This window comes from Streptomyces sp. NPDC059743, from assembly GCF_042732975.1.
Lineage (GTDB): Bacteria > Actinomycetota > Actinomycetes > Streptomycetales > Streptomycetaceae > Streptomyces.
Genome location: NZ_JBHWGS010000004.1, coordinates 318,056 through 335,768, shown reverse-complemented (window position 1 = coordinate 335,768; position 17,713 = coordinate 318,056). Strand labels below are relative to the sequence as shown.

The window sequence follows — 17,713 nt, the reverse complement described above, 5'->3', positions numbered from 1 at the left end:
AGGACTCTCAACAATCGCCAGCGCGTGCGCATTTGACTGAAAAGAGTGAATGCGACGATACGCTCGTAGCCCCAATGGTTCCTCCTCGTTACAGGTGTTGCGGCCCGCGGTTGGGGCCGCGCTTGCCAACAAGGAGGAAATAATGATCAAGAAGATCGTCGCCGCTGCGGCTGTCACCGGTGGCCTGGTGCTCGCGGGTGCGGGTATGGCCGTCGCCGACTCGGATGCCCAGGGTGCCGCCGTGAACTCTCCCGGTGTGGTCTCGGGCAATGTCATCCAGGCCCCCATCCACGTGCCGGTGAATGTGTGCGGCAACACGATCTCGGTGATCGGGCTGCTGAACCCCGCCTTCGGCAACGTCTGCATCAACAAGTGACGTCGTATCTCTCACCCGTGAGGGTCTGAGCCCGGGCGGCCCCGGAGTGCGCGCCATGCACTCCGGGGCCGCTGGGCATCCTGCCCCGGCACCGATGCCCAGGGCAGTCCCGGAAGGCAGAAGGCAGGGATCCAAGCAATGCGACAGGTCACGCGCAAAGGCCTGATCACCATGGCGGCGGCGGGCGGCGTGCTCGCGCTCGGCGGCGGCCACGCGCACGCGGACTCGGGAGCCGAGGGAACCGCGGCGAAATCTCCGGGCGTGCTGTCCGGGAACAATGTGCAGGTTCCGGTGCATGTACCGGTCAATGTGTGCGGGAACACCGTGGATGTCGTCGGGGTGCTCAACCCGGCGTTCGGCAACGGCTGCGCCAATGGGCGCGGCCCGTCGTCCGGCGGTCACGGCGGCGGCTCGCACACCTCACCGCAGGGCGGTGGCCCGCACCACGGCGGATCGCATCAGGGCGGTTCGAGCCAAGGCGGATCGAACCAGGGCGGATCGCAGCACGGTGGATCGCACCCCGGCGCCACACACACCGCGCCGGCCGGTGGGTCCCACGCGGAGGGCGGTTCCGCGAACTCGCCCGGCGTCGGCTCCGGCAATACGATCCAGGTGCCGATCGACATCCCCGTGAACGCCTGCGGGAACAGTGTCACCATCGGCGGCCTGCTCAACCCCACCATGGGTAACGGCTGCGCCAACGATGCGCCCGTCGCCCCGCCGGCCAGGCCGGAGCGGCCCGAGAAGCCCGTCACCCCGGGCAAGCCGAGTCAGCCGGGCAAGCCGGTCCAGGTGCGCGCGATCCCGCCGTCGCCGAACGCGCCGGAGCCGAAGACGGTCGTACGGCCCGAAGGCACCGAGACGCTCGCCCAGACCGGTGCGGGTGCGCTCGGGATCGCCGTTCCGGTGGGTGCGGGACTGCTGATCGCGGGCAGCCTCATCTACCGCCGCGCCCGCTCCGCCGCGTAATCGGACGCGTACGGACGGTGCGTACGGCGGTTTGGTACGGACCACGGGCGGGCCTCGCGTCAGCGGGGCCCGTTCCGCCGTACTCACCAGGTGGCGCGCACCTGGCGGATGATGCGCCGGCGCAGCCGCACTCTGCGACTGCCGTCCCGGTGCAGGCTCAGGCGGTCCAATTCCCAGTGTCCGTACTCGGCATGGTCGGTGAGCAGACGGGCCGCTTCCTTGCGGGAGACCCCGCGCGGCACGTACACGTCGACAAATTCGTATTCCGGCATCGCATCTATTGTGCGGGCAGAGGCCCGGTACGGATAGCGTCTGCACTATGTCTGATGCTGCGCAGCCCACCGCTGCCGAGGTACGCGCCGCCGCCGAGGCGGTCAAGGTAGCCCTGGACCGCCATCTGGCGGCGGTCGAACACCGCACGGGTGAGGACGATCCGGCGGTCTCCGACGCGTTCAACGCCCTCGCCGTCGCGGCCGAGGTCTATGACGAGCGGCTCTACAACCGGTACGACGAAGTCACCCCCTTCGAGATCCCGGATCCGGACGACTCGCTTCCGCCGTACAAGGGTCCCGAGGAGCCGAACGCCCTCAGTGTGCTGATCCGGCGCGACTACGCGGTGGTCGAGCCGCAGCGGCTGCTCGCACAAGCACAGCGCATCGCCGATGTGGACGGTGACACCGGCACCGGCACCGGTGGTGTGGTGGGCAGCAGTGTGCATGCCGCTCTCGGTGTGCTCTTCGGCGAGTACGAACCGGACGAGATCGCGTCCCGGCACAAGGAATTCGGGCTCGAAGAGGGCGATTCGACTCTCTGGGTGTCGGCGGCCGACGATCTGCCCGAGCCGGGGGAGTGGCTGAGCGCTCCCTTCGACCAGGCCGATCCGCAGCAGGTGGTCTGCCGCTTCGATGTGAGCGCGGTCTTCGACGAGGACGATCTCGACGCGGATCTGGACGACCTGGAGGAGCAGGACGCCTGAGCGGCGGCCGAGGTCGCTGTAGGGCGCCGACGGCCGCCGACCGACGGTCGGCGGCGGGTGAGGGCGCTGTGGGCCCGCACCGCGTCCGCCCTGCTGGAAGGGCTGGGATCCGGCCCGTCCAGCGCGGGCCTGCCCGGTCGCCCTCGGTCCGGCACATGGCCCGGTCCTGCCCGGCCCCCGGTCGCCCGGCCGGGGGCCGCCTGGCGCTACGGGTGCTGGGCCGTCGGCGTCAGCAGGCCTTCGATCAGCGGGCGGAGCCGGGTGGTGCGCTGCTGGGACGGGATCGTGGCCACCGCGTGCGGCAGGGCCTGGTCCACACCATGGACCACGGAGAGATGCCGCTCGCCCCGGCCGAAGGCCGTGTAGACCCATGGGCGGCTCAGCCCTTGGGCGGCATCACCGGGAAGCACCACGACCGCGGCCGGCCAGCGCATACCCGCCGCCTGGTGCGCGGTGAGCGCCCAGCCGTGCCGTACGGCCGACTCGACACGCTTCCTGGGCACGGTGACCTCCCCGCCCTCGCAGTCGAGCCGCAGCCCGTCCTGGTCCGCCGAGACCACGGCGCCCTGGAGCGTCCTGCCGGGCGAGGGTACGTACGCGATCCTGTCGCCCGGATCGAAGCCGCCGAACCGGCCGGGGCCCGGGTTGAGCCGCTGCTTGAGCGCCGCGTTGAGCGCGCGCGTGCCGGCCGCTCCGCCATGGCCCACGGTGATCACCTGTGTCTCTCCGGCGGCCGTCCCGAAGGCCCGCGGCACCGACTCGGCGACCAACTGGACCGTGCGGTGCACCGCCTCGCCCGCGTCCCGCACCGGAACGATCACGACCTCCCTGCCCGGTGCCTCCACCTGGTTCAGCTCGCCGATGCCGATGCCGGAGACCAGCTCGCCGACCGGTCCCGGGTCGGGCGTACGGGACGCGATCTGCGGGCACACACGGGCGGCCAGCAGATCGGCGAACACCCGGCCCGCGCCCGCCGACCACAGCACTCCGGGATCCCCGCCGAGCACCAGCCGGGCGCCGTCCGGCAGCGATTCGACGAGCAGCGCGGCCGTCTCCACATCGAGCTGCGGCGCGTCCAGCACCACCAGGAGATCGAGAGCGAACCGGCCGTCCTCGTCCCGCCCGGGGCCCTCCGTACCGGCGAGCAGCCCGGCGACCGTGACCGCCTCCGTGCCCAGCCTCCCGCGGCCGTTCTCACTGTGGACCGCGAGGACCGCGCGTACCCCGAGGGCGCGGGCCGCCTCGGCCAGCGCGGCCGGCTCGGCGCGGGCCGCCTCACCGCCGGTGTGCAGGACGAGCCCGTGTCCGGAGGCCGCGCGGATCAGCTCGGCGGCCGAGGGTGAGGGAGCGACCGCCGCGGCCTCCTCCCACGAGGCGTCGGGACCGGTCTTGACCAGCCGCGCGAGTCCGTCGGCGAGGCTCTCCTCGGCGAGGGCGTAGCGATCGAGCCCCAGCAGGACCGGGACCGCCTCGGCCGTCGCCGCCTCGGCCGTCGCCGCCTCGGCCGCCGCGGCCGGGTCCGCGTGCTCCTGCGACGCGCCGTCCTCGGTCTCCGCGCCCTCCAGGCCTTCTTCGAGGCCGTCCTGGAAGAGCAGCACGGCGCCTTCGGCGATGGCGTGCTCCACCGCTTCGTCGGGCTCGGGCACCGCGTGCTCGGCCAGCGCGCGGCGCACCGACGACGCCTCCAGGGCGGTATGGCCCTGGAGCGCGGCCCGCTCCAGCAGCCAGCCGACCAGCGCGGCGGCCCGTCGCTCATCGCCAGGGCCGCACGCCGCACCGAGCAGCGCCCGCGCGAATCCGTCGGCCTGCTCCGGCCGCACGCCGGGCACGGCGAGGAGCTGCCAGGGATCCTCCCGCAGCGCGTCCGCGGCCCGCTTCCCGAGCACGGCGGCGACCTGCCCGGCGAGCGCCTCCGGTGCGCCGCCCTCCGCGAGGACGGCCCGTACGTCGGACACGGCCTCCGGCGCGGCGCCCGGAGGCGCGGACCGAGGCGCCGGAGCCGGCGCGGACGAGCGCGCGGGTGCCACAGGGGGCGCGGCTGTGCGTACGGGCGCGGGCGGGCCCAGCAGGGCCGGGTCCACCGGAGCGCCGCTCTCCACGGCCCGTACGGCGGCGAGCAGATCGGCGGCCTGCCCGCTCAGCTTGGCACCGGCCGCGATGGGCCCGCCCTTCTCCGCCTTCCGCCGCTCGATCCGCTCCCGCAGCTCCCGCTGCGCCGCCAACTCGGCCGCGGCCTCGGACACTTCGGCCCCGCCCTCGGCCGCCTTGCCGTCGGCTTCGGCAGCCCCGCCGGCGTCGGCTTCCGTACCGTCCGTCTCCGCCGTGCCGTCGGCCCCGGCCGCAGCTTCCCCGGCCCCCTCCGCGCCGGTCCCGGCGCCCGCCGAGGCCGTGGCGCCCGCCGCGTCCGTACCGTTCGCGGACGGTCCCGCCTCGGCCGCGGGATGCTCGCCTGTGTCGGCCATGGCGTCGGCCTCCTCCGTGGCAGCGATGTCGCGGTCCGTACTCACAGCGTGCTCCAGTCCTGGTCGGGATAGCGGTGCACGGGCGCCGACACATCGTCGAGCGCCTGGCAGATCTCGTCAGGAAGACTAAGGCTCTCCACTGACAGCGCCGCCGTGAGCTGCTGCGCGTTGCGCGCTCCGATGATCGGGGCCACCACGCCAGGGCGGTCCCTGACCCAGGCCAGCGCCACCTCCAGCGGTGTCGTGGCGAGCCCGTCCGCGGCCGTCGCGACCGCGTCCACGATCCGGCTCGCCGCCTCGTCCAAGTACGGTTCGACGAACGGCGCCATCTGCTCCGAGGCGCCCCGTGAGTCCGGCGGTGTGGTGTGCCGGTACTTGCCGGTGAGCACACCGCGGCCCAGCGGCGACGAGGGCAGCAGCCCGACGCCCAGATCCAGCGCGGCCGGCAGCACCTCACGCTCCACACCGCGCTGCAACAGGGAGTACTCCATCTGTGTGCTGGCCAGCCGCGTCCGTATCCCGGGCGCGGCAAGCTGCCAGGTGGCGGCCTTGGCGAGCTGCCAGCCGCAGTAGTTCGACACTCCCGCGTACCGGGCCCGGCCGCTGCTCACCGCGATGTCCAGGGCGTGGAGCGTCTCCTCCAGCGGTGTTTCGTCGTCAAAGGCGTGTATCTGCCACAGATCCACATAGTCCGTGCCGAGCCGCTCCAGCGACGCGTCGAGCGCGGCGAGCAGATGCCCGCGCGATCCGTCGAAGCGCCGGTACGGATCGGGCACACTGCCGGCCTTCGTCGCGACGATCAGATCGCGGCGCGGCACCAGCCGCTCGATCAACTGCCCGAGCAGATATTCGGACTCCCCTCCGCCGTACACATCCGCCGTGTCGACCAGTGTCCCGCCCGCCTCCCAGAAGGCCTTCAACTGATCGGCGGCGTCGTGCTCGTCGGTGTCCCGCCCCCAGGTCAGGGTGCCGAGCCCGATCCTGGACACACGCAGGCCGGTACGGCCGAGATGCCTCTGCTCCATGGCTGCTGAGATTACTGGCCAGGACCCCACGCGGAGAGAGCCTGTGGACAACCCGCCGCTGACGGAAGCCCGTACGGCGCGCTAGAGTCCCCGGCACAGGGACGTTACTCATCAGTAGTAGGGAGTGGCCATGCGGCTCGGCATCAATCTCGGGTACTGGGGCGCGGGGATGGACGGCGACAACCTCGCGGTCGCGCAGGAGGCCGACCGGCTCGGCTATGACGTCTGCTGGGCCGCCGAGGCGTACGGCTCCGACGCCCCGACCGTACTGAGCTGGGTCGCCGCGCAGACGGAGAGCATCGACGTGGGCTCCGCGATCCTCCAGATCCCGGCCCGTCAGCCCGCCATGACCGCCATGACCGCGGCCACTCTCGACTCCCTCTCCGGCGGCCGGTTCCGGCTCGGCCTCGGTGTCTCGGGCCCCCAGGTCTCCGAGGGCTGGTACGGCGTGAAGTTCGACAAGCCGCTCGCCCGCACCCGGGAGTATGTCGAGATCGTCCGCAGGGCCATGTCCCGCGAGCGGCTGTCGTACGAAGGCGAGCACTGGACGCTGCCGCTGCCCGGCGGTCCCGGCAAGCCGCTGAAGCTCACCGTGCACCCTGAGCGTGAGCACATCCCGCTCTACATCGCCGCGATCGGTCCCAAGAACCTGGAGCAGACCGGCGAGATCGCCGACGGCGCGCTGCTGATCTTCCCGTCCGCCGAGCATCTTGAGGACACCGCGATCAGGCATCTGCGGGCGGGCCGTGAGAAGGCCGGGCTGACCATGGAGGGCTTCGACGTCTGTCCGACCGTGCCTCTCGCGCTCGGCGACGACATCAACGCGCTGGCCGACATCTTCCGTCCGTACACCGCGCTGTACGTGGGCGGCATGGGCAGCCGCAAGCAGAACTTCTACAACCAGCTCGCCTGCCGTATGGGCTACGAGAAGGAGGCCGCGGAGATCCAGGACAAGTACCTCTCCGGCGACAAGGAGGGCGCGGCGGCGGCCGTTCCGCACGAGCTGATCGACTCGACCACCCTGCTCGGTTCCGTGGAGCGGATCGCCGACCGGATGCGGGCCTATGCAGCCGCCGGTGTCACCACGCTGACTCTCGCTCCGGCCGGCTTCACGCTCGACGAGCGCCTCGCCGCCCTGCGCGCCGGTACCGACGCCCTGGAGCACGCGGGCCTGGTGTCCTAGCTCCGGGTCTGGGCCCTTGAGCCGCGGTCCCGTTGGTCCGGACGGGCGAGAGCGGCGGTCCCGAGCACGATGAGAAAAGTCCGCGGCCGTGGTGGGGGCTCGGGGGGTCTTCCCCGCCACGGCCGTCATGTACGACAACGCCTCCGGGCCCCGCTCGGTTACGCGCCGGGCCCGCCTTCGCGCTCCTTCTTTCGGCTCAGCCGAACGGCGCACCTGTTGCCTGTTGTCCCGCACCCCATTTGACTCGTTTTCTGCGGATGTCTGTATGGAGGTGACAGTGATGCTCTCGGCCCGAAGCCTGTTCCAGGAAATCCTGGACGACGACCGTTCCTTCCGGCTCTTCTGTTCCATCGCGGCCAGCGGAGAGTCCCAGGGCGGATGGGAGAACGGCCGGATCGCCGCCCTGGTACCCGAGTCCATGCGGGATCTCGCCCCGAAGATCGCCCGGCACGGAGTCGACGAGGACAAGCACGGGCGTATTTTCCACGCCCTCCTTAAGAAGCGCGGTCTCGAACCGGTCGAGGTCCCGCGCGAGACCGACTACACCATGCTGCTGGAGCGCCGTGGCATCGGGCTCACCCATGCGAAGCTGCGCCGCGACGAGCGGCTCACCGAGGCGGACATCGTGATTTATCTCTCGCACAGCCGGATCACCGAACAGCGGGCCGCCGACCAGATGGTGATGCTGGTGAAGTACTTCGGCGACCATCCCGAGGTGGGCAAGGCCGTCAGGATGATCAGCAATGACGAGGACAACCATCTTGCCTACTGCCACGAGGAACTGCTCGGACTGGCCCGGCAGGGCCACGCCCGTACGATCCACCGGATCCTGCGGGAGTGCGCGATGGCCGAGATCCAGGTCTACCGGCAGGTGAGCCTCGCCGTGATGGAGCGGATGGGCCGGCTCCTCGACTGGCCCACGCCCAAGGCCGCGCTGCTCGCCGCGGCGATCAACGGTATGTACGCGTACGAGCGGATCCTCGGCTGGCGCCGGATGGTCCGCCTCAGGATGCCGGAGCGCCGCGATGCCCTCGGCGGCCCCGCGACTACGGTCCCGGCCTTCTAGCCTTCCAGGCCCGCCTCACGGACTTTGGGACTCCGCTCCGGGACTCCGCAGGCCCCACAGAGCCCACACACCCCACAGGCCGCGCCTAGAGCCAGCCCCGCCGCTTGAACTGGCGGTGCAGCGCCGTCACCACGACCACCATGAAGCCGATCACGGCGGGATAGCCCCACACATAGTGCAGCTCCGGCATATGCGAGAAGTTCATGCCGTAGATCCCCGCGACCAGCGTCGGCACCGCAGCCATGGCCGCCCAGGCCGAGATCTTCCGCATGTCGTCGTTCTGCCGCACGCCCATCTGCGCGAGATGCGCCGACAGGATGTCCGAGAGCAGCCGGTCCAGCCCTTCCACCTGCTCGTTGGCGCGCAGGAGATGGTCGTTGACATCCCGGAAGAACGGCCGTGAGTGGTCATGGACGAAGGGCACGCCCGCGCTCGCCAGCCGGGCCATCGGCGCCGCCAGCGGTCCGCTCGCCCGGCGGAACTCCAGCACCTGCCGCTTGAAGTTGTAGATCCGCGCCGCGGTCGACGTCGCGGACGCCGTGCCGCGTGACGAGCCCGGCGCACCGTCGCCGCCGCTCGGCGAGAAGACGTCCTCCTCCAGTTCCTCCAGATCGGTCTGGAGCTCCACGGCGATCTCGATGTAGTGGTCCACCACCGCGTCGCTGACGGCGTAAAGCACCGCCGTGGGGCCGTGCTTGAGCACCTCCGGCTCCGCTTCGAGCCGCTGCCGTACGGCCGTGAGCGCCGCGCCCTCGCCGTGGCGGACCGTCACCACGAAGGAGTCGCCCATGAAGACCATCAGCTCGCCGGTGGAGACGGTGTCGCCCTCCGGCTCGTACTCCACGGGCTTGAGGACCATGAACAGCGAGTCTTCGTAGACCTCCAGCTTGGGCCGCTGATGCGCGTGGAGCGCGTCCTCGACGGCCAGCGGATGCAGCCCGAACTCGTCGCGTACGAGGTCGAACTCGTGCTGTGTCGGTTCGTGCAGCCCGAGCCAGAGAAAGGCGTCGCCCTGGGCACGCGCCTCATCAAGGGCGTCGGAGAAGTCGGCGGGGCCGTCGGTGCGGCGCCCGTCGCGGTAAATGGCACAGTCCACGATCACGGCGGGCATTCTTCCCGCTCCCGCGCCCGGCCGCACGCCGTGCCCGTAGCGGCCGTACCTTGCACGTGTGCCGGCCGCACGCCGTGCCCGTACGGTCCGCCTTGTACCTACGGGCCGTACCCCGCCCGTACCGCCCGGTTCACCCCGGCGGGCACCGGCCGGCACCGGGCGGCATACCCTGGCGGGCATGGCCACGTTGATCCTCGTACGTCATGGACGGTCCACCGCCAACACCGCGGGAGTGCTCGCCGGCTGGACGCCGGGGGTCGCCCTCGACGAGCGCGGCGCCGCGCAGGCCGCGGCCCTGCCGGAACGGCTGGCCGGTGTGCCGCTCGCCGCCGTCGTCACCAGCCCTCTCCAGCGCTGCCGCGAGACGCTTCAGCCGCTGCTCGACGCCCGCCCGGGACTGGAGGCGCGGACCGAGGACCGGATCGGCGAGTGCCACTACGGCGACTGGTCGGGCCGCAAGCTCGCCGAGCTGGCCGACGAGCCGCTGATGACGGTCGTACAGCAGCATCCCTCCGCCGCCGCGTTCCCCGGAGGCGAGTCGATGCGCGCCATGCAGACACGTGCCGTGGAGGCCGTACGGGAGTGGGACACCCGGATCGAGGAGGAGCACGGCGAGGACGCCGTCTTCCTGATGTGCTCCCACGGCGACATCATCAAGGCGCTCGTGGCGGACGCCCTGGGCATGCATCTGGATCTCTTCCAGCGGATCCATGTGGACCCGTGCTCGGTGACGGCGATCCGCTACACGCGTCTGCGCCCGTTCCTGATCCGGCTCGGCGACACCGGCGACCTCGGCGGACTGGCGCCGCGCGAGAGTCCGGGCGAGAGCACCGGAGACAGCGCCGCGGACGGCACCGACGGCGGCAGCGGGATCGTAGGAGGCGGCGCGGGAGCACCGTGATCGCTCCGCGCAGTAGGGTGGACGCGCCGTCCGCGCGATCCGGTGGGCCGTCCGCGGCCCTCGGTCCCGCCCTCTGCAATCCGTTCTGCAATCCGCTCCACTGTCCGTCCGTATTCGTCACGCCATATCCGTCACCGTCCGTCGGTGACGGTCGATTTCCAAGGGAGACAGGACGTGTCCCGTCAGGTGTTCCTCTACGATCCGCCGGACCGCTTCGTGGCCGGCACGGTCGGGCTGCCTGGACGCCGTACGTTCTTCCTCCAGGCTTCCGGCGCCGGGCGCGTCACCAGCGTCGCCCTGGAGAAGACCCAGGTGGCCGCGCTCGCCGAACGGATCGACGAGCTGCTGGACGAGGTGGTACGCCGTACCGGAGGCAATGCCCCGGTGCCGGTCATGGCGCCTCCCGAGATCTCCGACTCGGCCCCGCTCGACGCCCCGGTGGAGGAGGAGTTCCGGGTCGGCACCATGGCGCTGGCCTGGGACGGTGACGAGCAGCGCATGATCGTCGAGGCTCAGGCGCTGGTCGAGCTGGACGCCGATACCGAGGAGGACCTCGCGGAGGCCGAGGAGCGGCTGCTCCAGGACGAGGAGAACGGTCCGCCGATGCTCCGCGTCCGGCTCTCCGGCGCCCAGGCCAGGGCCTTCGCCAAGCGCGCCCTGGACGTCGTCAACGCGGGCCGGCCACCGTGTCCGCTGTGCAGCCTGCCGCTCGATCCGGAAGGACATGTATGCCCGCGCCAGAACGGATACCGCCGCGGAGCGTGACCGTGGTCGATCTGCTCACCAAGGGCGAACTGACCGTGCGCGGACGCATCCGTGAGGCGTCCAACGCGGTTCTCTACTGCTCCGTCTCGTACGAGGGCATGGAAGCCAACTGCGTCTACAAGCCCGTCGCGGGCGAGCGGCCTCTGTGGGACTTTCCCGACGGGACGCTCGCCCAGCGCGAGGTGGCGGCGTACGAGGTCTCCGAGGCGACCGGCTGGGCCCTGGTGCCGCCGACCGTGCTCCGGGACGGCCCGTACGGCCAGGGCATGTGCCAGCTCTGGATCGAGGCCGAGGCCGAGGCGGCCGGACAGCAGCTGCTGGCCCTGGTGGAGGACGAGGAGCCGGGCGACGGCTGGAAGGCCGTCGGCCTCGCCGAGGTGGGCGAGGGCCGTACGGCGCTGCTGGTGCACGCCGACGACGAGCGGCTGCGCCGGCTCGCCGTGCTCGACGCGGTCATCAACAACGGCGACCGCAAGGGCGGTCATCTGCTGCCCGCGCCGGAAGGGCGGCTGTACGGGATCGACCACGGCGTCACCTTCAACGTCGACGACAAGCTGCGCACCCTGCTCTGGGGCTGGGCCGGCGAGCCGCTGACTCCGGAGGTGCTGGAGGTGCTCGCGCGTCTGGAGGATGCCTTGGCGGAGTCCGCGCCTCTCGCCACCCGGCTGGCCGAACTCATCACGGCGGCCGAGACCGATGCCGTACGGGCCCGGGTCCGCGAGCTGCGCCGTACGGGCCGTCATCCGCAGCCCTCGGGCCAGTGGCCCGCGATCCCCTGGCCTCCCGTGTAGCCACCGGTCGGTACGCGACCGGACACCGGCCGGTACGAGACGGCCGCCCCGGGTGCCTGTCGGCCTCCGGTGCGTATCGGCCATACTGCGCAAGCACTTTCCGGCCGTATGCGCAAGAGTGCCCAACCGGCCAGGCGCACCCATCCGGTTCGTATGCGGAACATCCATCCGGTTACGCTCATGGCATGTATGCCTGGCCCGCTTCCGAAGTCCCCGCCCTGCCCGGCAGTGGCCGCGACCTCAGGATTCACGACACCTCGACCGACGGCCGAGTCACCCTTGAGCCCGGTCCCGTCGCCCGTATCTACGTCTGCGGTATCACCCCGTACGACGCGACCCACATGGGTCACGCGGCGACCTACAACGCGTTCGACCTCGTTCAGCGCGTGTGGCTCGACACGAAGCGGCAGGTTCAGTACGTCCAGAACGTTACGGATGTCGACGATCCGCTGCTGGAGCGGGCACGGCGCGACGGAGAGGACTGGATCGGCCTCGCGGAGCGTGAGACGGCCCTCTTCCGGGAGGACATGACAGCGCTGCGGATGCTGCCGCCCCAGCACTACATCGGCGCCGTCGAGGCCATACCGGGCATCGTGCCGCTGGTCGAGCGGCTGCGCGACGCCGGTGCCGCCTACGAACTCGAAGGCGACGTCTACTTCTCCGTGGCGGCCGATCCGCACTTCGGCGAGGTCTCCCGGCTCGACACCGAGGCGATGCGGCTGCTTTCGGCCGAGCGCGGCGGCGATCCCGACCGGCCGGGCAAGAAGAATCCGCTCGACCCGATCCTCTGGCTGGCCGCCCGTCCCGGCGAGCCGAGCTGGGACGGCGGCACGCTGGGCCGTGGCAGGCCCGGCTGGCACATCGAGTGTGTGGCCATCGCCCTCGACCATCTCGGCATGGGCTTCGACGTGCAGGGCGGCGGCAGCGATCTCGCCTTCCCGCACCATGAGATGGGCGCCTCGCATGCCCAGGTACTGACCGGTGAGCATCCGTTCGCGCGCGCCTACGTACACGCCGGAATGGTCGGTCTCAACGGCGAGAAGATGTCCAAGTCCAAGGGCAATCTCGTCTTCGTGTCCACGCTCCGCCGTGAGGGCGTGGACCCGGCGGCGATTCGTCTCGCGCTCCTCGCGCACCACTACCGCTCCGACTGGGAGTGGACCGACACGGTGCTCCAGGATGCCGTGGCGCGTCTGGCGCGCTGGCGGGCGGCGGTGTCGAGACCTGACGGACCGCCGTCGGACGCGGTCGTCGAGGAGATCCGCGAGGCGCTGGCGGACGATCTGGACGCTCCCGCGGCGCTTGTGGCCGTCGACCGCTGGGCGGCGCTCCAGGAGGCCGACGGCGGTACGGACGAGGGCGCGCCCGGCGTGGTGTCCCGCGCGGTCGACGCGCTGCTGGGAGTGGCGCTGTAGGCGTACCGGCCGAAGGCCGTAGGTGTACAGGCCGAAGACCGAAAGGGAGCGGGGCGGCGCCCGACGGCGCCGCCCCGCTTGTTCTTGCCTTCCTTCTGCCTGCCTTGCCGGGACTCAGCCTTTGCCGGGACTCAGTCCTCGGAGTCGGAGGAACCGTCCTCGTCGTCCGGTCCCTGCTCAGGACGGGCGGGACCCTGCTCGGACTCCTTGCCCGGCTCACCGCCGCCGCGCGCGGGCCGCTGTGGCCGGCCGCCGCCGCGCCCGCCCGAGGCATCGCGCAGATATGAGGATCCCTCACCGCTCTCCGTGGCATGGCCTCCCGGAGCGGCCTGTCCGGGACCGCCGTCGCGCCGCCGCAGATACCTCTCGAACTCCCGGGCGATGGCCTCGCCGGACGCCTCGGGAAGCTCCGCGGTGTCCCGCGCCTCCTCCAGCGACTGGACGTACTCCGCCACCTCGCTGTCCTCGGCGGCCAGTTGGTCCACGCCGAGCTGCCACGCCCGTGCGTCCTCGGCCAGTTCACCCAGCGGGATCCGCAGACCGATCAGATCCTCCAGCCGGTTCAGCAGCGCCAGCGTCGCCTTCGGATTGGGCGGCTGCGACACATAGTGCGGCACGGCGGCCCACAGACTCACCGCGGGAACGCCCGCGTGTGTGCAGGCCTCCTGGAGGATGCCGACGATGCCGGTCGGTCCCTCGTACCGCGTCTCCTCCAGATCCATCGTCCTGGCCAGATCCGTGTCCGAGGTGACGCCGCTGACCGGCACCGGGCGCGTGTGCGGGGTGTCGCCGAGCAGCGCGCCCAGGATGACCACCATCTCCACGCCCAGCTCATGGGCGAAGCCCAGCAGCTCGTTGCAGAACGAGCGCCAGCGCATGGACGGCTCGATACCGCGGACCAGCACCAGGTCACGAGGTTTCTCGCCGCCGATCCGCACCACGGAGAGCCGGGTGGTCGGCCAGGTGATCTTCCGTACGCCGCCGTCCAGGTAGACCGTGGGCCGGTTGACCTGGAAGTCGTAGTAGTCCTCGGCGTCGAGCGCCGCGAACACCTCGCCCTTCCACTCCCGGTCGAGATGCGCGACCGCTGTGGAGGCTGCGTCGCCCGCGTCGTTCCAGCCCTCGAACGCGGCCACCATGACCGGGTCGATCAGCTCGGGAACCCCCTCGAGCTCGATCACCCAGTGCCTCCTTCCGAAGTTCCCTTTCGTACGGACCAACCTTACGGCTTTCCCGGTGCCCGCCCGCAGCCCCGCGTACGCCCGGGTGAACTTCGGCTTACCGGGGCATAGGCCGGAGAACTGACGCTTCTCCTGGAAGATTCATCCGAGCTGTCATCGTAATTTTCGTTCCGACCCTGGACTATCTGGCCTGAACGGCGCTATACATCGGATGACCACTAGAGGTCCGATGTTCTTCTCAGGGAGCGTGCATGAGTCAGACCGTCACGGGGTTCGAGGTTCACGACATCCGTTTTCCCACCTCGGAACAGCTCGACGGCTCCGACGCCATGAACCCGGATCCCGACTACTCGGCCGCCTATCTGGTGCTGCGTACGGACGGCGGCGCGGAGGGCCATGGATTCTGCTTCACGATCGGGCGTGGCAACGAGGTCACCGCGACCGCCATCGAGGCGCTGCGGCCCTATGTACTGGGCAGACCGGCCCCGCACACGGCGGCCGATCTCGCCGCCCTCTACTTCGAGCTGACCCATGACTCCCAGCTCCGCTGGCTCGGCCCGGAGAAGGGCGTCATGCATATGGCGGCCGGCGCCGTCGTGAACGCGGCCTGGGACCTGGCGGCCAAGGCGGCGGGCAAGCCCGTCTGGGAGTTCCTCTCCGACATGACGCCCGAGGAACTGGTCTCCCTCGTCGACTTCCGCTATCTGAGCGACGCCCTCACGCCGGAGGAGGCGCTGGCCATCCTTCGCGCCGCCGAGCCGGGCCGGGCGGAGCGGGCCGCCCGGCTGCGCGCCGAGGGCTATCCCGCGTACACCACCTCGCCCGGCTGGCTCGGCTACTCCGACAGCAAGCTCGTCACCCTCGCCAAGCAGGCCGTCGCCGACGGCTTCGAGCAGATCAAGCTCAAGGTCGGCGCCGATCTGGAGGACGACATCCGGCGGATGAAGCTGGCCCGCGCCGCCGTCGGTCCCGGTATCCGGATCGCCGTCGACGCGAACCAGCGCTGGGACGTCGCCGAGGCGGTTCGCTGGATGTCGGCCCTCGCTCCGTACGAACCGCACTGGATCGAGGAGCCGACCAGCCCCGACGACATCCTCGGCCACGCCGCCGTACGCGCCGGTCAGCCGGTCAAGGTGGCCACCGGCGAGCATGTCGCCAACCGCGTGATGTTCAAGCAGCTTCTCCAGGCCGAGGCAGTCGACTACGTTCAGATCGACGCGGCCCGGGTCGCCGGCGTCAACGAGAATCTGGCGATCCTGCTGCTCGCGGCCAAGTACGGCAGACCGGTCTGCCCGCACGCCGGCGGTGTCGGACTCTGCGAACTGGTGCAGCATCTCTCGATGTTCGACTATGTCGCCGTCTCCGGAAGCTGGGAGGACCGGATCATCGAGTATGTCGACCATCTGCACGAGCACTTCGCCGATCCCGTGGTGATCACCTCGGGACGCTATACGGCGCCGGGCGCACCGGGCTTCTCCGCCAGGATGCTGCCCGAGTCGATCGCCGCGCACCGCTATCCGGAAGGGCCCGTCTGGCAGGCCCGTACCACCGCCGAGCCCCGCACCAGCGAGCCCCGCACCACCGAGGAGAACGACCGATGACCGACGTACGGGACTTCGAAGGGCTCGGCGCCCTGGTCACGGGCGGTGCCTCGGGCATCGGCGCGGCCATCGCCACGCTGCTGCTGGAACGCGGCGCCCAGGTCGCCGTACTGGACCGCGACTGCGCGGGCGCGCCCAAGGGCACGCTGCCGCTCACAGCGGACGTCACCGACGACGCGGCGGTACGGGCCGCCGTGGACAGCGCGGCGGCGGAGTTCGGCGGGCTGCACACGGTCGTCTCCAACGCGGGCCTCGGCGCCGTCGGAACCGTCGCGGACAATCCCGACGACGAGTGGCGGCGGATCCTGGACATCAATGTCCTCGGCATGGTCCGCACCGCCCGGCACGCCCTGCCGCATCTGCGCCGCTCGGCCGCCGAACGGCCCGGCTGTGTCTCGATCACCCAGACCTGCTCCATCGCCGCCACGGCCGGGCTGCCGCAGCGCGCCCTCTACAGCGCCAGCAAGGGCGCCGTACTGTCGCTGACGCTGGCCATGGCGGCCGACCATGTCCGCGAGGGCATCCGGGTCAACTGCGTCAATCCCGGTACCGCGGACACACCTTGGGTCGGCCGGCTGCTCGACCAGGCCGCGGACCCCGAGGCCGAACGCGCGGCCCTCGAAGCGCGCCAGCCCACGGGACGGCTGGTCGCCGCGGCCGAGGTCGCCGCAGCCGTCGCCTATCTCGCCAGCCCTGCCGCGGCCGCCGTCACGGGGACGGCGCTCGCGGTCGACGGCGGAATGCAGGGCTTGCGCCTGCGCCCCGTCAACTGAGCCGCACTCATCTGGAGGATGGACAATCATGCAGCGACACAGCACGGGACGCTCCGCCCCGCACAGACTTCCACTCGCGCGACTCCGTACCACCGGTGCCTCGGCCTGCGCCGTGGTCCTGGCCGTCACGGTCCTGGCCGGGTGCAACCGTGACCAGGGCAGCGACGCCGCGGGCGGTGGCAAGGTCGGTATCGATCTGCCGCGCAGCGACAGCGACTTCTGGAACTCGTACCAGCAGTACATCGAGAAGGGCGTCAAGGCCGGCGAGGTCGACGCGCTCTCGCTGACCAACTCGCAGAACGACATCGGAAAGCTCGTCTCCAATGTCCAGGTCTTCACCGACCAGGGCGCCAAGGCCGTCATCATGGCCCCGCAGGACACCGGTGCGATAGCCGAGACGCTCCAGACGCTGAGCGAGAAGAAGATCCCGGTCATCAGCGTGGACACCCGTCCCGACAAGGGCGATGTCTACATGGTCGTACGGGCCGACAACCGCGCGTACGGCGAGAAGGCCTGCCAGTACCTGGGCGAGCAGCTCAAGGGCAAGGGCAAGGTCGTCGAGTTCCAGGGCGACCTGTCCTCCATCAACGGCCGTGACCGCTCCGAGGCGTTCAAGTCCTGTATGGACGAGAAGTTCCCGGGCATCCAGGTCTTCGAGCTGGCCACCGAGTGGAAGGGCGATGTCGCCTCGGCCAAGCTCCAGTCGACGCTGACCGCCCACCCGGACATCAACGGCATCTACATGCAGGCCGGCGGTGTCTTCCTCCAGCCGACGCTGGCCCTGCTGGAGCAGAAGAAGCTGCTCAAGGCGCCGGGCACCGAGGGACACATCACGATCATCTCCAACGACGGCATCCCGGAGGAACTGGACGCCATCCGCGAAGGGAAGATCGACGCCACCGTCTCCCAGCCGGCCGACCTGTACGCCAACTACGCGCTGTACTGGGCCAAGCAGGCGCTCGCGGGCGTGACTCCCAAGGAGGGCCCGACCGACCACGAGTCCACGATCATCAAGATCCCGAACGGCTTCGAGGACCAGCTTCCCGCGCCGCTCGTGACCAAGGAGAACGTGGACGACCCGAAGCTGTGGGCCAACCAGCTGGAGAAGAAGAGCTAGC

Annotated in this window: 17 protein-coding genes; 12 read left to right on the top strand and 5 right to left on the bottom strand. The window is 70.8% G+C overall.

Translation table 11 applies throughout. The annotated features are described in order from the left end of the window. The first annotated feature begins 142 nt into the window (after window positions 1-142). Together chpH and ACFV6H_RS09730 are read left to right on the top strand one after the other, a co-directional pair. Window positions 143-376 carry a chaplin ChpH gene (gene chpH / locus ACFV6H_RS09735; protein ID WP_066955209.1) on the top strand — a complete coding sequence of 78 codons (234 nt, stop codon included), beginning with the start codon at window positions 143-145 and terminating at the stop codon, window positions 374-376. Between the two features lie 138 nt (window positions 377-514). Next, window positions 515-1,345 carry a chaplin family protein gene (locus ACFV6H_RS09730; RefSeq protein ID WP_385540187.1) on the top strand — a complete coding sequence of 277 codons (831 nt, stop codon included), beginning with the start codon at window positions 515-517 and terminating at the stop codon, window positions 1,343-1,345. A gap of 83 nt (window positions 1,346-1,428) precedes the next feature. Here the strand turns inward: ACFV6H_RS09730 and ACFV6H_RS09725 are convergent, their stop codons facing one another. Continuing rightward, on the bottom strand, window positions 1,429-1,617 hold the full coding sequence (locus tag ACFV6H_RS09725) for a DUF5703 family protein (protein WP_030354641.1): 189 nt from the start codon (window positions 1,615-1,617) through the stop codon (window positions 1,429-1,431). Window positions 1,618-1,664: 47 nt separating this feature from the next. Here ACFV6H_RS09725 and ACFV6H_RS09720 point away from each other — a divergent pair, with 47 nt between their 5' ends. Next, window positions 1,665-2,321 (top strand): hypothetical protein, encoded by a 657-nt coding sequence (locus tag ACFV6H_RS09720; protein WP_384777590.1) that lies wholly within the window; start codon window positions 1,665-1,667, stop codon window positions 2,319-2,321. A 206-nt stretch (window positions 2,322-2,527) separates the two neighbouring features. Here the strand turns inward: ACFV6H_RS09720 and ACFV6H_RS09715 are convergent, their stop codons facing one another. Together ACFV6H_RS09715 and ACFV6H_RS09710 are read right to left on the bottom strand one after the other, a co-directional pair. After that, window positions 2,528-4,783, bottom strand: a complete 2,256-nt coding sequence (locus ACFV6H_RS09715; RefSeq protein WP_385540414.1) for a helix-hairpin-helix domain-containing protein — start codon at window positions 4,781-4,783, stop codon at window positions 2,528-2,530. 41 nt (window positions 4,784-4,824) lie between these two features. After that, window positions 4,825-5,808, bottom strand: a complete 984-nt coding sequence (locus tag ACFV6H_RS09710; protein WP_066955781.1) for an aldo/keto reductase — start codon at window positions 5,806-5,808, stop codon at window positions 4,825-4,827. Window positions 5,809-5,938: 130 nt separating this feature from the next. Here ACFV6H_RS09710 and ACFV6H_RS09705 point away from each other — a divergent pair, with 130 nt between their 5' ends. Together ACFV6H_RS09705 and ACFV6H_RS09700 are read left to right on the top strand one after the other, a co-directional pair. Next, window positions 5,939-6,991, top strand: a complete 1,053-nt coding sequence (locus tag ACFV6H_RS09705) for an LLM class F420-dependent oxidoreductase (RefSeq protein ID WP_385540184.1) — start codon at window positions 5,939-5,941, stop codon at window positions 6,989-6,991. 280 nt (window positions 6,992-7,271) lie between these two features. Continuing rightward, the gene (locus ACFV6H_RS09700) at window positions 7,272-8,057 is read left to right on the top strand and encodes a ferritin-like domain-containing protein (RefSeq protein ID WP_385540412.1); all 786 of its coding nucleotides are present in this window, start codon (window positions 7,272-7,274) and stop codon (window positions 8,055-8,057) included. 85 nt (window positions 8,058-8,142) lie between these two features. On the opposite strand, the gene corA is transcribed toward ACFV6H_RS09700, so the two are convergent. Continuing rightward, entirely contained in the window at window positions 8,143-9,168 is a 1,026-nt protein-coding gene (gene corA / locus ACFV6H_RS09695; protein WP_385540182.1) for a magnesium/cobalt transporter CorA, read from the bottom strand. Between the two features lie 178 nt (window positions 9,169-9,346). On the opposite strand from corA, the gene ACFV6H_RS09690 reads away from it, so the two are divergent. From ACFV6H_RS09690 to mshC, 4 genes are all read left to right on the top strand, one after another. Then, window positions 9,347-10,069 (top strand): histidine phosphatase family protein, encoded by a 723-nt coding sequence (locus ACFV6H_RS09690; RefSeq protein ID WP_385540180.1) that lies wholly within the window; start codon window positions 9,347-9,349, stop codon window positions 10,067-10,069. Window positions 10,070-10,243: 174 nt separating this feature from the next. Further along, the gene (locus tag ACFV6H_RS09685) at window positions 10,244-10,834 is read left to right on the top strand and encodes a DUF3090 domain-containing protein (protein WP_093596965.1); all 591 of its coding nucleotides are present in this window, start codon (window positions 10,244-10,246) and stop codon (window positions 10,832-10,834) included. After that, window positions 10,798-11,625: an SCO1664 family protein gene (locus ACFV6H_RS09680; protein WP_093596968.1), complete on the top strand. Its 828-nt coding sequence runs from the start codon at window positions 10,798-10,800 to the stop codon at window positions 11,623-11,625. The genes ACFV6H_RS09685 and ACFV6H_RS09680 overlap by 37 nt, the downstream gene beginning before the upstream one ends. 185 nt (window positions 11,626-11,810) lie before the next feature. After that, entirely contained in the window at window positions 11,811-13,040 is a 1,230-nt protein-coding gene (gene mshC, locus ACFV6H_RS09675; protein ID WP_385540177.1) for a cysteine--1-D-myo-inosityl 2-amino-2-deoxy-alpha-D-glucopyranoside ligase, read from the top strand. A 131-nt stretch (window positions 13,041-13,171) separates the two neighbouring features. On the opposite strand, the gene ACFV6H_RS09670 is transcribed toward mshC, so the two are convergent. Beyond that, on the bottom strand, window positions 13,172-14,221 hold the full coding sequence (locus ACFV6H_RS09670; protein ID WP_385540175.1) for a PAC2 family protein: 1,050 nt from the start codon (window positions 14,219-14,221) through the stop codon (window positions 13,172-13,174). Between the two features lie 251 nt (window positions 14,222-14,472). Between ACFV6H_RS09670 and ACFV6H_RS09665 the strand changes: the two genes are divergently transcribed. Genes ACFV6H_RS09665 through ACFV6H_RS09655 form a run of 3 tightly spaced genes read left to right on the top strand, consistent with a single transcriptional unit; the run spans window position 14,473 to window position 17,712 of the window. Then, window positions 14,473-15,822, top strand: coding sequence for an enolase C-terminal domain-like protein (locus tag ACFV6H_RS09665; protein ID WP_385540173.1), 1,350 nt, complete (start codon window positions 14,473-14,475; stop codon window positions 15,820-15,822). After that, a complete protein-coding gene (locus ACFV6H_RS09660; RefSeq protein WP_385540171.1) occupies window positions 15,819-16,595 on the top strand; it encodes an SDR family NAD(P)-dependent oxidoreductase in 777 nt (258 codons plus the stop codon). Before ACFV6H_RS09665 ends, ACFV6H_RS09660 begins: the two co-directional genes overlap by 4 nt. A gap of 28 nt (window positions 16,596-16,623) precedes the next feature. After that, on the top strand, window positions 16,624-17,712 hold the full coding sequence (locus ACFV6H_RS09655; RefSeq protein WP_384777563.1) for a sugar ABC transporter substrate-binding protein: 1,089 nt from the start codon (window positions 16,624-16,626) through the stop codon (window positions 17,710-17,712). Window position 17,713: the final 1 nt, after the last annotated feature.